Annotated in this window: 11 protein-coding genes and 3 pseudogenes; 3 read left to right on the top strand and 11 right to left on the bottom strand. The window is 56.8% G+C overall.

Annotation, left to right across the window (positions count from 1 at the left end):
* The first annotated feature begins 133 nt into the window (after positions 1 to 133).
* Positions 134 to 1,165, top strand: a complete 1,032-nt coding sequence (locus tag ATC00_RS11100; RefSeq protein WP_064252780.1) for a GlxA family transcriptional regulator — start codon at positions 134 to 136, stop codon at positions 1,163 to 1,165.
* A gap of 280 nt (positions 1,166 to 1,445) precedes the next feature.
* A complete protein-coding gene (locus ATC00_RS11095) occupies positions 1,446 to 2,534 on the top strand; it encodes a nucleotidyltransferase family protein (RefSeq protein WP_064253053.1) in 1,089 nt (362 codons plus the stop codon).
* A gap of 175 nt (positions 2,535 to 2,709) precedes the next feature.
* Here ATC00_RS11095 and ATC00_RS32075 read toward each other — a convergent pair.
* Both ATC00_RS32075 and ATC00_RS11085 read right to left on the bottom strand, forming a co-directional pair.
* Positions 2,710 to 2,978, bottom strand: a pseudogene (locus ATC00_RS32075) (SOS response-associated peptidase family protein); the annotation flags it as partial.
* 288 nt (positions 2,979 to 3,266) lie between these two features.
* Positions 3,267 to 5,042: an adenylate/guanylate cyclase domain-containing protein gene (locus tag ATC00_RS11085; protein WP_064252779.1), complete on the bottom strand. Its 1,776-nt coding sequence runs from the start codon at positions 5,040 to 5,042 to the stop codon at positions 3,267 to 3,269.
* A gap of 600 nt (positions 5,043 to 5,642) precedes the next feature.
* On the opposite strand from ATC00_RS11085, the pseudogene ATC00_RS33375 reads away from it, so the two are divergent.
* A pseudogene (locus tag ATC00_RS33375) lies at positions 5,643 to 5,915 on the top strand (hypothetical protein); the annotation flags it as partial.
* A gap of 310 nt (positions 5,916 to 6,225) precedes the next feature.
* Here the strand turns inward: ATC00_RS33375 and ATC00_RS11075 are convergent.
* From ATC00_RS11075 to ATC00_RS11035, 9 genes and pseudogenes are all read right to left on the bottom strand, one after another.
* Positions 6,226 to 6,455, bottom strand: a pseudogene (locus ATC00_RS11075) (acyl carrier protein).
* 123 nt (positions 6,456 to 6,578) lie between these two features.
* Positions 6,579 to 6,764: a hypothetical protein gene (locus ATC00_RS11070; protein WP_037390079.1), complete on the bottom strand. Its 186-nt coding sequence runs from the start codon at positions 6,762 to 6,764 to the stop codon at positions 6,579 to 6,581.
* Between the two features lie 331 nt (positions 6,765 to 7,095).
* The gene (locus tag ATC00_RS11065) at positions 7,096 to 7,299 is read right to left on the bottom strand and encodes a cold-shock protein (RefSeq protein WP_064252777.1); all 204 of its coding nucleotides are present in this window, start codon (positions 7,297 to 7,299) and stop codon (positions 7,096 to 7,098) included.
* A gap of 388 nt (positions 7,300 to 7,687) precedes the next feature.
* Positions 7,688 to 9,067, bottom strand: coding sequence for an enoyl ACP reductase FabMG family protein (locus ATC00_RS11060; RefSeq protein ID WP_064252776.1), 1,380 nt, complete (start codon positions 9,065 to 9,067; stop codon positions 7,688 to 7,690).
* Positions 9,068 to 9,223: 156 nt separating this feature from the next.
* Positions 9,224 to 9,502: a transposase gene (locus ATC00_RS11055; protein ID WP_064252775.1), complete on the bottom strand. Its 279-nt coding sequence runs from the start codon at positions 9,500 to 9,502 to the stop codon at positions 9,224 to 9,226.
* Positions 9,503 to 10,220: 718 nt separating this feature from the next.
* Positions 10,221 to 11,390 carry a Fic family protein gene (locus tag ATC00_RS11050; protein ID WP_072642944.1) on the bottom strand — a complete coding sequence of 390 codons (1,170 nt, stop codon included), beginning with the start codon at positions 11,388 to 11,390 and terminating at the stop codon, positions 10,221 to 10,223.
* A gap of 167 nt (positions 11,391 to 11,557) precedes the next feature.
* Entirely contained in the window at positions 11,558 to 12,058 is a 501-nt protein-coding gene (locus ATC00_RS32775) for a hypothetical protein (RefSeq protein ID WP_064252774.1), read from the bottom strand.
* Between the two features lie 462 nt (positions 12,059 to 12,520).
* Positions 12,521 to 13,111, bottom strand: coding sequence for a PIN domain-containing protein (locus ATC00_RS11040; protein WP_064252773.1), 591 nt, complete (start codon positions 13,109 to 13,111; stop codon positions 12,521 to 12,523).
* Positions 13,112 to 13,113: 2 nt separating this feature from the next.
* Positions 13,114 to 13,572 (bottom strand): helix-turn-helix domain-containing protein, encoded by a 459-nt coding sequence (locus ATC00_RS11035; protein WP_064252772.1) that lies wholly within the window; start codon positions 13,570 to 13,572, stop codon positions 13,114 to 13,116.
* Between the last annotated feature and the right edge of the window lie 381 nt (positions 13,573 to 13,953).

Here is a 13,953-nt window from a genome sequence, read left to right as displayed (position 1 = left end):
GCAGCGGTTTTGGGACAACGACATGCATGAAAACAAAGACGTAAAGCGCGTCGCATGAGGTCGTTTGAATGCGACGCGCTTTAGGCTTTGGCTTCCAAAATTGCCTGTTCTACTGAAACTGGAGGTCTCGCAAATGCTCTCGATCTTGCGGCGGCATTTCAGCATCTTCCTCACGGATGGTTTCTCGCTATTGGGCTTCACTTCGTTGACCGCTCCTCTCCGGATCGCGAATGATGTCCTTGGATACGAGGCCTATTCCTGGAATATCGTCAGTCACCACAGTGAACCCGTTCAATCGAGCTGTGGCATCAGCCTGGCCGCGGAATGTGACCTCGAATGCGCACGGAATACCAAGGCGCTCGATCAGGACCGCTTTCTGGCATTGCTGCCCGGCGACAAGGACGACGTGTTTCCAGCTCGTTTGGTTTCATGGGTGAGGGAGGCCATGTCGCGGGGCGTCTCCGTGGCCGGCGTTGGTCGAGGGGCGCTGATTCTAGCGGAGCATGGCCTGCTCGACGGCCGTCGTTGTGCGGTTCACTGGAGTGTGTTCGCGCCCAGCGTCGAGAACTTCCCGGAAGTCGTCTTTTCCCGGGCCTTTTACGAAATCGACGGCCTCGTCCATACCTGTGCCGGGGAGGCCGCAGCGTTTGATTTGGTGTTGGAAATCATCAAGCAGGACTTCGGCCAGGAGCTGGTAGACTCGATCAACGATGTCGCGTTGCAAGGAAGGGCGCGAAGCCGAGCAGACCGCCAAGTGATGGCCCTGCATATGCGCCTTGAAAGAGTATGCTCCCCGCTTCTTGCGGCCGTAAAACTCATGGAGAAAACAGTTTCCGAACCCCTGACGATGGACGCGCTTGCCGCGTCGTCTGGCATGTCGCGCCGCCGTCTCGAGCGGTTGTTCCAGCAGCATCTTGGTATGCAGCCACGTGCATTCTACCGCCAACTGCGGATCGAGCGGGCACACGCCCTGCTTGAGAATTCCGCGATTCCCGTCATTGATGTCGCGATAGCGTCGGGCTTCGTCAGCCAATCCCACTTCGCCAAGGTTTACAAGGCTTTCACGGGCTGCACGCCCCAAGAAACCCGGACGGGCCGGAGACGAGACGGAGGACCGGTCGGTTCTTTTCGCGAGCGATTAACAGCGATGTCCGCATTCGCCTAGAAGACCAGGAGGGTTCTCGCTCCGCCGCCGTCCGCTTGGGGTCGAGCCTGTGAAAACATGTTGATATGATTGAGTGATGCCTGTTGAGCGGGGGTCGGGATGATATCGCTGCCGTGTCAACTGGGATAACCGCTTCTGATCACCCGGCTAGCCGGGCCAGGGCTTAGTTCTGGCACTCATCGTCTGTTGAGCTCGATCCAGTTCCGCATCCTGCCTTGCCCTGTTTCCGGCTTTGTTATACCTTTTCGCAAAAAAGGTATAACTGCAGGATTCCGCCATGCTGAAGCCAATCGATCTCATGTATCAGACGATGCTGGCGGAGCTGGGGCAGCGGTCGCTCGACGCGGCATGGTCCGCGGACTTTCCGTCGGACGGCCGCTTCACGCCTGTCACGGTGAAGCAGCGACGGTATTGGTATTTCGACCAGCCTGACGGTGAAGGCGGTCGGACACGGCGCTACGTCGGTCCTGCGAGCGATCCCGAAATCGCGAAGCGTGTCGAGGAGTTCAAAGCGCAAAAGGACGATCTTCGGGCACGGCGTCGAATGGTATCCACCCTCACCCGCGAAGGCGGAATGGTCGCGCCGGATAGACTGTCAGGGGACGTTATCGAGGCCCTGGCATCCGGGGGACTATTCCGGCTCCGGGGCATGCTGATCGGCACGGTCGCATTTCAGACCTACGCCGGGATCCTGTCAGTGCGCCTCCCCGGTCATTCGATCATGACAGGCGACGCGGACATTGCACAAGATTTCGCTATCAGCCACGAAGTCAACGACAGCATGCCGCCAATCCTTGAGTTGCTGCAGTCGGTCGATCCGACCTTCCGCCCTGTCCCGCATCGATCCGGACAAGCCGCCACCTCGAGCTTCCAAAACAAGGATGGCTACAAGGTTGAATTCCTGACGTCGAACCGGGGCTCCGATGACCACATGGACCAGCCCGTAAAAATGCCGGCGTTCGGGGGCGCGAGCGCGGATCCGCTTCGATTTCTCGATTTCTTGATGGGCGATCCCGTCCGAACGGTCGTGCTGCACAAGAGCGGAATCCCCGTGACAGTTCCTGATCCGTCTCGGTACGCGGTTCATAAGCTGATCGTGGCCTCGCGTCGCCACAATGACGGACCAAGTGCGCTCAAGAGGGACAAGGACGTTCGGCAGGCTGGGATACTGTTCGAAGCTCTGCTGCAAACCCGTCGAAGCTCCGACCTGGCGATCGCGTACAACGAAGCCTGGGAACGCGGTGACGCGTGGAGGACAGGTATCAGAACAGGAGCGGCCATGCTGTCGGACGACGACAGGAAACATCTTGGAGTCTGTCTTAGAACAGGAGCCGTCGAGATCGGTGAAGACATCACCTTGCCGTTTTAGAGGCAGTAGAGGAAGAGGCTCGGAGGTTGGAAAACTGTTATAGGCGCGGAGACATCCGTCTTCGAAGAACTTGCCGGTGGAGCAATCGTGGCATTTTGGCCGTACCTGATGGTAACCTGCTCGTACTTGCCACTTCCGTCGGTTGGGCAATGGCACATGATTGAGCTGAGGGGTTTTAGCCGACCTGCTCAACCCCGAGCGTGCCTGCCGGAAGTGGCTTGATCAGGGACTTCACAGAGGCCGTCGGATTGAGCCAGTCCGTCCAGGCGCTGCGGTCCAGGATGACGATCTGCCGATCGTGGTAAGGCGCAAGATCCGGTCCCGGCTCCATCGTCAGCATTGTGAAAGCTTGGCCGACTTTCGCGCCAGATCCCGGCGATGCAGAAGACCGGCTCATCCCTTTTTGTGAACAGCCACTTATCCCTTGCGCTTCTTTTTTGGGTCCCGCCTGTGCGCATTTCGGATCAGCACATGCCTGCCCGGCACCGGCCGGGGTTTGCAGGGGGCGGGCCAAGTGCGGGTGATGGGGTAATCCGCCTTCAGCCTTCGAGCGATTCTTGAAGCGCCAGGATTCGTTTTCCGTTTCGACGATTTCGCAGAAAGTGTCAGCCAGTCGAGAAGAGCGGTGGTCATTGGCATGCCGAAGGATCGGGAAACTTGTACAGGGATTATCAGTGGAATTTCTGCCTAAACACGGCATGGAGGCCGGCTGGTGTCTTCTAAGTGACGCGATTATTCTTCGATCAGATGCTTCTCTCCCGGGGGGAGTCCCTGCTCGATCAACCTGTCGAGGTAGTCGCAATAAGGACTGCCTTCATAGAATGGGTGGGCCGCCTCTCGGACGTATTCCGCATTCAGGTTTGGAAACTTCTTCAAAGCAGCAGAGATCCAGGTCCCCACTTCCTCGGTATTGCCCGCTCTGAGGGCGAGCAACGCTAGCCCAATGAACGGATAATGGGTTGTGCGTTCGAAGGACGCGCCTTCCCTTAGATGCATCCGGGCGGTTGAGAGGTCATCGGGCTCGCCTCTCAACATCAAGCCAATGCCGAGTAGTGTCTTAAACGCAAACATAGACGGATCGTGAGGACTGAGATCGATGGCACTTTGTGCGGCTCTAATCGTAGTATCGGCTTCCCTGAGCCGCACGGCTGCCATTCCATGTGCGAAGTGAAGAAACGCGTAGTTGGGATTTAATGCAAGGCCCTGTTCCACGACAGGCATGGCCTCAGCCGCTCGCCCGTCCACCGTAAGAAGGAGCGACATCATCGCGTACGCGATATCGCTCCGCCTGTCGATTTCTAATGCCTTCGTGGCGAACGATAGTCCTTCCTTGACAGCGACAGGCACGTCTGCGGCACGCCCCCACAGCACGAGTGCGTATCGCTGACGAGCTAAATAGGCGTAGGGAAGTGCGAAATTCGGATCGTGTTCGAGCGCTTGTCGAAGGAACTTCTCGGCAGTGGCTTGAGAACCTGCTTCGAAGGAAAGCAATTCAGCAAAGCCGCGGTGACAAAGTTCCCAAGCAGTAAGGTTGTCCGTCGATTTAGCGAGGGCGAGGCCCCGTTCGTGCGCTCCCAGTTCTGGTTCGATGCCCGCGATAATCCGGCGCGTTATCTCGTCCTGCACATCAAAAAAATCGGCGATCGGACGATCCCACCGCTCGGCCCAGATGTGTGCTCCGGACAGCGCGTCGATTAGCTGTACAGTGATCCTCAACCGATCACCGGAACGCCGAACCGACCCTTCCACGACATAGCGTACACCAAGTTCCCGGGCGATCTTGCGTACGTCCTTGGCTGTTCCCTTGTAGGCGAAAGTCGAGTTGCGAGCGATTACGAACAACCATCGAAAGCGACTTAGTTCCGTGATGACGTCTTCGACCAGTCCGTCGACAAAGAAGTCCTGATCGGGCGTAGCAGAAAAATTCTGGAATGGGAGAACCGCGATTGAAGCACGTTCCTGCCCAGAGAGCCGAACCGGGCTAGGCGCCGTGCCCTCCACTTCGACCTGCCACACGTCAATTGGTTCGGGGATGTTCTTAACGGACTGTGGTCCGAGCCACGTCATCCCAGCCTCTATCTTGCCTTCCACATGATCGTAGATTGCACGAGATATGCAGATGCCTCCGATGGGTGCGATGGTTTCCAAACGCGCAGTGACGTTGACGCAGTCGCCCAGGATGTCCTCCCCATCGATCACCACGTCTCCCAGATGAATGCCGATCCGGAAACGCAGACGTCGGTCTTCCCTTTGAGGAGACTCGCGCGAGATTAAGTTGCGCTGCATCAGAAGAGCCGCTCGTACCGCCAACACTGGCGATGGGAAATCGACTAGGAGCCCGTCGCCCATGGTTTTGACGATGCGGCCACCGCCTTCCAAAATCGCCGGGTCAATCACGTAGGTTCGCGCATTGCGCAGCCGCGAAATGGTGCCTTCCTCGTCCGCCGCCATGAGACGAGAATAGCCGACCAAATCGGCAGCCATTATAGTGGTAAGGCGACGTTCCACGCTTGCCCCTCCGCGAGGAAAATACAGTATCGCCTGATAAGCAAATGCGAAAGCGCTCTGGAACCGCGCGAATCAGGATAGGAACGAAAAATCCAGAGCAAATGCGCTGATGTCGCACCCGAAGGGATCGACTTGTACACTTCTTTCTCGTTCAACGGCGTCATAGCTGCCGTCATAGCCGAGCGCGGACCTCTTCGTAGCCCGCATCAGCGTCAGCCGTTCGCAAAGCGCTTCCATGTCAACCGAAACGTGATCGTCGGGATCGCATTTCGAAATCGCGCGTTTTCCCGGAGAAACAACGATCTAGGAGTGCGAGGCCCGAAAAGGCCGTATGCCCTCGAAGGAAGGTTGAAACGCGTAAGCTGTACACGCCGCACGAGGCAGAGCCAATCCCGGTCTCCAGTTACGATGCGAAGCGTTTGCCATATGCCAAGCATTTAGTGGATTTGCTTCCCGGCGAATGCAAGTGGCCCCTCAACAACGGCGGCCCTTACCTTTTCTGCGCGGCCAAGGCTGCCGGGAAATACTGCCAACACCATCAATCCAGATCCTTATCGAGCTACCGCACCAAGAAGCAGAGGTGATCATGCCGGCTGATTGTTGCGCAGCGTCAACAATTACGAACGAGGGACAAGCAAGAAGCGATCACGTTGGTTGCGATAAGGGTCGCGCCAGGCTATCAGCGGAAAGGCGGCGGCGGACGACCGCCTGCTGGAAAGCCGGCGCATCCCTTTATCGACCTTCCGAGACCGATTTCGAGAGCTCCGCCGCGCCGACGGTGTCGTGTGCTTCCTCAGAGGCAGCATCGGCCATGGTCCTCTCGAATTTCCTAATGGCATGATCGAGGCTCTGTTCTTCGCCGAGCACGAGCGCGGCTTGTGCTGTCGCGGACCTCGCTTGAGGGAATATTCGCCGGGCCAGCGCTTTGAAAGGTGGTGGGAGAATGCGCGCGGAATTCAGGTTGCGGCCACCGAACTTGTTTTGAACACAATCGGCCCCTATACACCCGTGCATCGGCATTGCTATGAGCGCTGATGACTCGCCGCTCGCAGTTGCCGCATCGCTTTAGACCTTTGACCACGGATGTACTGGCACGGGTTTGGTAAGCGATGATGAGGAAGGTCGGTGCGGTTCGCCCCGGCCTTTTTTGTTGTCTAGAAGACAAGCGCCAGCGTCTCGCGCGCTAGGTCTTAGCAGTCGACGCTACAACGAAGTCGATTGCAGTTCCAACCGTTGAATTTCGACATCAAACTCGTCCTCGATCATCATCACGATCTGAGCGAGTTCGAGAGCGTCAGCGCAGAGATCGTCGACGATGGACGCATCATCCACAGCCATGGCAGCATCTACGCCCAACTGCTCGATGATGATTTCCCTTACGCGGCCAGCAACTGCGGCTCTGGAGTTTCCCATCGGTGCCCTCTCTTGGTGTGAGGCGTCACTCGAAGGTAATCCTGAAATTTCCCGCGTCTAGGACTCCCTCGCGTTTCTACCAACTCATCGGTCTCCCTCCCTGCCGTGAAGTGCGGGCCTGTGTCACTCTTCCCACAGCATTTCCATGATCTCGTCGGGTGACTCTTGAACCTGGTGCGTCACACAGCTCCCGCTGTTGGTGACGAAGGTTAGGGTCGTTCGCCGCTGCCCTTCCACCCGCTGGAAGTGCGTAACATTGTCCATGTTGATGAAGATAGATCCATTGTTGTCGTGCAATTTGAGCCACATGAGTTTGTCCTCTTCGAGCGTAAAGCGTTCCGTCGAAGTATAGCAGGCGCAACTAATGAACCCTATCGCGTCAGGATGGCGGCCATCGAAGACAGTCTCGCCCGTCGTTGAGGGACTGGCCTGACGAGCGAAACAACCCGTCGGCCTCATATCTCTCCTTACAATGGTGTCCTGGATACGTGCCGAAATCCCTTGCGCTTGTTCCGAGAGCGCTGGTCATGCTCATCTTCGAGCGTCCTTGGATCGTCATGCACTTGCGCCGAAGGCGCCGATGCCGCCAGAAACGGGCGACGCTTGCTGACCGCCATCTTCGGGCGAGAAGAGGCCCAGATCAAGCTGATCTGACATTTTCCGCTTTCGACTTCCCGGTCTTGCGGTCTTGACCGAGTTCGTAGCTGACCTTCTGTCCGTCTCGAAGTGGCTGCGAGCCCTGCACCGCCGACACATGGACGAATACATCTGCCCCGCCATTGTCGGGCGTGATGAAGCCAAAACCCTTGTCCTGGTTGAAAAACTTAACGGTACCAGTCGCCATCTTTATCCTCGTCAACGAAGCGGCTTACGTGCCGCCGGCGGAGCTTATTCATCGCTGCGCTCGCATGCAACCTTTCCTCCTTGAGATAGCGCACCAGACAGAAGCCTATAAAAGGCTTGGCTGCTAGAATGTCTCCAGTCTTTGTGACAATGGTCGAAGGGGGCTAGCTACATACCAATCTGCATGCCAACGTTTGAATGCCGTTTCCAACGCCCTATTCGACCGCAAACCGGCGTCCATCGCGATCGGTCATGCTCTCCTTAACAACATTCGGATCCACGCGGTGGCGCCTGCTGTCGTTGAAAGCCCCTTCTCCCGCCGCCGTCCATTCCATTCCTTCAAAGGCGAGCCATCGAAACTCGTCTGTTTGGATGCGTTCGAAGATTCCTCAGGCCACCTCAAGGTGAGAGTCTTTCGCCTCTTGCGCGATCAACGGCGCGGGAGACTCCTTTTGCAGGTGGGAAGCGTTAAGTCGGCGCGCCACGATATCGTGGTTGAGCCACCGGACAGGACCGGCTGGATCTGAAGACGCGCCAAAAATGAGCTGCCCCGTCGCCTCCACCACGAGAGCACTCAGGAGGTCGCTCATCATCAACTTGCTGTCCCGATGCATCTGTGTGATCTCGTTGGACGTGCCGATGGTCAGATCGGACTGTGCTTGGCTGTTGGCCATCGGCCACGCCGAGAAGTCGTAGAACGGATGCATGACCTCGTCGGCTTGCATATCGGTAATCTTTTGGAACACATCCTTCATCGTGAAGCCGTCTGCCAGAAGCTGCTGGCAGGCCCGCCACTGCTCCTCTGCCCATTGGCCTCCATTCTCCTTCTTCAAGGCGAGTAGCAGCGGTATCAGGGGAAGCTCGATACCGGTGAATACGTCGGAAGAATTGGTCCGTATTTCGGGACAGTTATAGACGGTCGCCTTGACGCCCGCTGCCCAGGCATCCTCCGCGATGCATTCGAGCCGCATCTTGGCGTAACCTTGCGTGTAGTTGGTGTAGGTCTGCCAACGATAGCTGCCGTCTATCAGGATTGCTGTTCCATGATAACCGTAGGCCGTATAGCGGACCTGACCGCCCGATGCCTCTACGCGCTCCCGGATCGCCTTGCTGAAGTCGATAAGATGTCGAAAGGTGTTTGCGGAGACTTCGTCGAAATTCTGCAGGATGAGCTTGCCCATATCGCTGTCGAGCAGGGCTTGCGACGACATGTGGCGGGGACCACGACCCTTGTAGATTCGATTGGCAACGACCAGGAATACCTTCGCTTTCGGGATGCCTCCGGCCATTGTATGGGCGAAGAAAACATTGCGGCCGTCGGCAATCATTCCGTCGAGGACGGCCATGACCTTCGAAAGCGAATTCGTGAACCGAGAGGTGGCGATCTCCCGGCATTGCTCAAGGTAGTCCCAGTCGAGCCTGTCATGCTGCCAGCTCTCCAGCGTCATCGTCGCGAGAAGATCAGTCGGAGTAGGGCCGCCTGCCGGAGCGTCGAGATCGAAGCCAGCCATGATCGGTATGTTGATAATCCTGCCGCCCAATCGGCCTTCGGCGGCAGAAAGTTCCTCGGCGTTTAGAGGCCGCAGTGCGTTGTTCTCGTCGCGCCGCCCGACCGTGATTCCGACAATCTCCATTCCAGCCCGCCGAGCTTCGTCAACCAAGCCAGTCGCGTACCCGCGACCGAAGAGTTCGCCAAAGAGGACGAAAACGTCACCTTTCCGAAAGACGCTGTTTTCGACGATGCGGGTCAATGAGACCGGGTTTTCCATGCAATCAGCTCTTTGGTCCGTTGGTCGTCGAGCGATGGCTCAGACGAGCTTCAACAGTTACATGACCGCGCTGACCCGTAATAGGAAGTCATTTTGAGTGACCGTTCATTTCAAAACGTGAAGTCCCGTGGGAACTCTCATTAATTGGCTGTATTGTCATGGCAGGCCCTTCGTCATCGCCTCGTCCAAATACGCCGATCGGAATGAAGTCCAGGTGAGTTTCGGCAGAAGCACAAGGGAAGCCGGCCGGTGACCGAGTTGTCCAGCCTCGGCTGCCCGCATCCATCGGAAAAGCAAGTTGCTGTTGACCCCGCGCCGGCGCGCCACCTCCGCGACCGAATTGCCGGGAAACTGTGCTTCTTCAACAATTCGCCATTTGTCTTCCAGTGACCAGTTTCGTCGACCGCGCTTCGCCGCTTCGCTTATTCCCGACATTAGATACCGCCATAGTGTCCACTTAGCACTTGGTGGACACTATCCCACTCTAGGCCGGTCGCCGGTAGGCGGCCATAACGCCACGCTTACCAGTTTGTGGCGAGACGGCCTGCAAATCCTGGGGTCTTGGGTTCGTTTTCGCTCGTGGCGAGGGACAGGAGTCGACATTCGGGACTGGGGCGTGTTGCCGGTTTCTGACCGTCTCAGTCGGATGGTGAGCGGTCGTCAAGCCACCTGATGCTGAAACAGTGATATGCTCGAACGGCGCGGTCCAAGGCAACTGCGCTGGACTTGAACAGCGGAGAGCATCGGAGATGCAAGAAATGGTCGGTCCAAATGGCTCCCTTACGAGTGTGTTTGGAATGAGTGCACTTGGATCTGCATCTCTCTTTATCGTCCTGATCGGGTGCATTGTGTTGAAAGACTTGCCTCTTATGGACAAGCATGGGCGATATCTCAGCTATTTCTTCACCCACAGAAAACGAGAGGCAAAGGTTCTGACCGCAACGTGGGCGATTGCACTCTCCTTCTTCGTTACAACATGGTTTCCATCAACTCTTTAAATTAGCGCGCTCAGAGAGCATGTCACCTTGCGTCGAGGGGGAGCAGTTCACGCGCCTTGTGCTCGGCTTGTTGGGAGGATGTTCGGATGTTCCCGTTCTGGGCCAAAATGATCGCATAATGTATCACCTGGAACCAACCAGCTGTACACGCAACGTTAGCTGCCCGCGCCGTCGCTGAGAATGTCCATATATGCGCGATAGACGAACACCCGGCCACGGCGCCGCCCGGTGGCTTCTTCGACGATGCCAAGTTTCTGGAGTTGGTCGAGCGCTGCGTTCACGGTCGGCACCGTGAGACCGCTTCGTTTCGCCGCGGAGGCTGCAGTCAGATAGGGGCTCGTGCGCATGACTTCGTGGATCTGGAGGACCGATCCTGTGCGCTCCGATTCCCTCACGATGCGTTCCCGGTCGTCGTCGAAGAGACGTGCAATACGGTTGGCGGTCTCAAAAGCTTGATCCGCTGTCTCGGCCACGCCCTCCAGAAAAAACTCAAGCCAGGTTTCCCACGTTCCATATTCTCGGACTTCCTGCAGAAGCCGGTAGTAATCGGCCCGGCGCGATTTGAAATAAAGGCTGATGTAGAGCAGAGGTTGTCGAAGCACGCCTGTCGCGCAAAGGAAGAGAGTGGTCAGAAGTCGGCCGAGGCGACCATTGCCATCCAAGAAAGGATGAATGGTCTCAAACTGGACATGGATGAGGCCCGCTTTGATCAGCGGCGGAATGCCCGGCGTGTCCTCATGAATGAATCTTTCCCAGTCACCGAGGCAGGTCATGACCTCATTTGGCGGAGGAGGTACGAACATCGCGTTTCCCGGCCGCGTGCCGCCGATCCAGTTCTGTGAGGTGCGGAATTCGCCGGGGCTCTTTGTGCCGCCGCGACCGCTATCCAGCAACCGCTGGTGCATTTCCCGCACGAGGCGCAGTGACAGGGGCAACTGCCGCATTCGCTCTAGGCCGAACATCATGGTGTCGACGTAGTTCGAGACCTCGCGGATGTCGTCGACAGGCTCACCGCTGATTGCTTCGGTCTCGAAGCGAAGGAGATCGGACAGTGTTGACTGCGTGCCCTCGATTTGGGACGACAGGACCGCCTCCTTGCGCACGTACATGTAAAGGAACAGTTCCTTGTTCGGCAGTAGGATGGAAACGCCATCAAGTCGTCCCAGGGCGCGTTCAGCCGCACTGAGGTGCGTTAATAGGCCAGTGATTTCGATCGGGGGAGTAGGGGGGAGAGGTGGGGGTACAAAAGCCTTCACGCGTTCGCCGCCAACCGCAGTCTCCACAAAACGACCAAGGCGTTTGTCACTAGCGACGTCGTTTCTCAAGGCACGTTCCAGTTCAGCTAAGTGTGCCACCTTTAATTAGCATGTCGACTTATTAAATGAAATGCCAGTTTCGTTAATTAGTGGAGCCGCCTATTTAATCCGGCCGCTCAGCTCCAGGTCGAGCCCTGAAAGGCAAGTACATCCTCGGGCAATGTTGTTCGCGGGGTCTACGTTCGATTCGGTTCAAGAGTATCGTACCAATGTCGGCGGCAAAGTGGTGGCCGATCGCCGCAGGCTGCGTTGGCAGCTGCCTCAACAACCCAAACCGTGTACGCGCTTCGGCCCCGATGATGGGTGTCCCTTACGAGCGGATCGATGTAGTTATGGACCGATTCTTCACTTAAACCTGCAGGCATTTGGAAACATCGCTTTATCTGCCCGTCAAAGGCTTCCTCAAAAAGGCAGGCTACGTCGTTAAGGGCGAAGTCGGCGGCTGCGATCTCGTCGGCTTGAGCGATGGTGGAAGGTGAGACGGCCATCCCGCCTGAAACCGTGGCCGTGCCGAACGAGGAACTTACAGTGTGGGTGTCATTCTTGTCCTGGTCAGCAAATACGATGACCCCAGACGCTGTATCTGACAAATTGCTGCCCTCGAGCCCGGAGCGCTCCGAAAAACTGCCGCTTTTCGAGGTGGATTTGGTGACGATCGTAGGCCTGCGATTGGGCATGGCGTTTCCTCCCCTGGTCCCGAGGCACTCCAAATATTCTTAAATATTGATGCGGTGGTCGCGGCCGAGCCAGCGCGCACACGGAATTAAAATCACAATCGGCGACAACTAGAACAATACGTTTCCGATTCGACATATGAGCTGAACGCAGCAGGACTCCGTCCTGCTTTACTGCAGATCGGTTCGTTCGCAATACTTCCGTATCTGGAGTCACCCCTACGGCGGTTTACATTGCTCCCACACTTACGAGGCGTCAAGCGTCTATTAAGGTGTAACTAATGTAGCTGTGTCTATTGTAAAACGCATGACCCACGGCACAAGTATGCTCATATTCCAGCCGCCGCCCTTAACCCATTGTGCGGAAACAGCATCGTCAGCGATCGCCCATAATGTATTAACGCGAACACGACTATGGAGTTGCACCCCGCCGCGCAGGGGAGGGCACAGGACTCCTCCTTGAACCTAAAGCGAGAGGATGTGTGGCTTTAGGACGTCCACGGTTTCTGTCAGGCCGTTCGCCTCCATATCTAACAGCAGGACATGGGCGGTTTTTTCCGGCTTTCTGAAGCGCTCTCTCATGCGCCTGATCGCCGCTACCGCTCTGCCGGTATCCAAGGCGATTGTATCAGCGATGAAAGCATCCGCCGACCTTGCTTCGAGGTTCAGCGGGCGAAGCAATTCCTCGGGGAAGTCTCTCAGATTATCGGTCACGATTACAGCGGCCTGCGTTTTCAGAGCGGCTGCAACGACATGCGCGTCGTTCTTGTCGGGGAGACCTTCGCAAGCGGAGAGGAACTGATCAAAATCAAAGACCATCGCTTCCTCGAATGCGGCCTCCATGCTTGCTCTTGCTCGCGACGCCCGTACGGCAGCATCGGCGACGTCCTTATCGGCCAGGATCTTCTCGATCGCCTTCTGAGTCTCATCAAGAATGATCGCGGACCAGCGGAGGCGGAAAAACTCCGCTTCCGCAAGGGTCAGCAGCAGATTTCGCTTTAGTGCACTTGTTAGTGTGCATGCGTCTACGAAGGCAGTGAAGCGATTAGCGAACAAGCCTACAGATACTCCGCGTCCAACTCGGCAAGATCTGCAAGGGCCTTACTCCGCTTCTCGTCGCGCTCCTTCTTGTATTTGAAAAGGAGATCCGCCTGAATCCTTCGATGTCGACCAACAAGGGAGTACTCGATCTCGCCCCTATCGAGGAGGGAAATCAGGAATGGCCGCGATACATTGAGAATGTCCGCCGCTTGCTGTGTCGTCAGCATCTTGCTGACGGGAACGAGCGTCACCGCGTCACCTTTTCCGATGTGACGCAACAGCTCCATTAGTAAACTGGACAGCGCTGGGGTGAGGGTAATCTCCGTTGGCTGCTGCGTCTCATCATCGAGTAGGCGCAATTTTGCATCGCCGGTAGCGTGTGCCGCCAGGATCTTCCGCAGATGGTTTGCGGCAGCTTTCTCGGAGGCCGACGGCAAGCGCCCGCCCAGTTCCTGAGCCGCTGCTGGAACTGTCATTTTGATAACCCTCCATTGAAATCCATTTCTACCCTATATTCGCAATAGGCGCAATAAACGAAACAGACGAAATTGCCGAAGCTCTTCAGGACACGCTCAGCACGGCCTTTGTTTTCCTCGTCTGCAGTTCGTGTCCTTTCAAGGCGAGGGAGAGGAGTCGACATCCCGGACTGGGCTGGCATTTTGTCCGCTTCCGATCGTCTCAGTCGGGTGGACAGCGGAAGTCCAATACGCTGGTCCCGGATGGCAGGTTCGCCGCCCGAAGCAGTCGCAGGAGGTTTCTGATCAGCGGCCGGGTTCTCGGCAACGCCTGTGCGAACGAAAACCCTCGATTTTGATAGTTCTCCAGGCTGAAACAAAACTGTCACAAAACTGTTATGT

The organism is Sinorhizobium americanum (assembly GCF_001651855.1).
In the GTDB taxonomy this organism is placed as follows: domain Bacteria; phylum Pseudomonadota; class Alphaproteobacteria; order Rhizobiales; family Rhizobiaceae; genus Sinorhizobium; species Sinorhizobium americanum.
The sequence above is the reverse complement of the archived record's forward strand: the minus strand, read 5'-3'. Positions and strand labels throughout refer to the sequence as shown.

Excerpts from the sequence above, each read along its gene's own strand:
- ATC00_RS11065 (WP_064252777.1), bottom strand. The coding sequence starts at position 7,299 with ATGGCGACTGGTACCGTTAAGTTTTTCAACCAGGACAAGGGTTTTGGC.
- ATC00_RS11060 (WP_064252776.1), bottom strand. The coding sequence starts at position 9,067 with ATGGAAAACCCGGTCTCATTGACCCGCATCGTCGAAAACAGCGTCTTT.
- ATC00_RS11070 (WP_037390079.1), bottom strand. The coding sequence starts at position 6,764 with ATGTGGCTCAAATTGCACGACAACAATGGATCTATCTTCATCAACATG.
- ATC00_RS32775 (WP_064252774.1), bottom strand. The coding sequence starts at position 12,058 with ATGCCCAATCGCAGGCCTACGATCGTCACCAAATCCACCTCGAAAAGC.
- ATC00_RS11100 (WP_064252780.1), top strand. The coding sequence starts at position 134 with ATGCTCTCGATCTTGCGGCGGCATTTCAGCATCTTCCTCACGGATGGT.
- ATC00_RS11035 (WP_064252772.1), bottom strand. The coding sequence starts at position 13,572 with ATGACAGTTCCAGCAGCGGCTCAGGAACTGGGCGGGCGCTTGCCGTCG.
- ATC00_RS11055 (WP_064252775.1), bottom strand. The coding sequence starts at position 9,502 with ATGTCGGGAATAAGCGAAGCGGCGAAGCGCGGTCGACGAAACTGGTCA.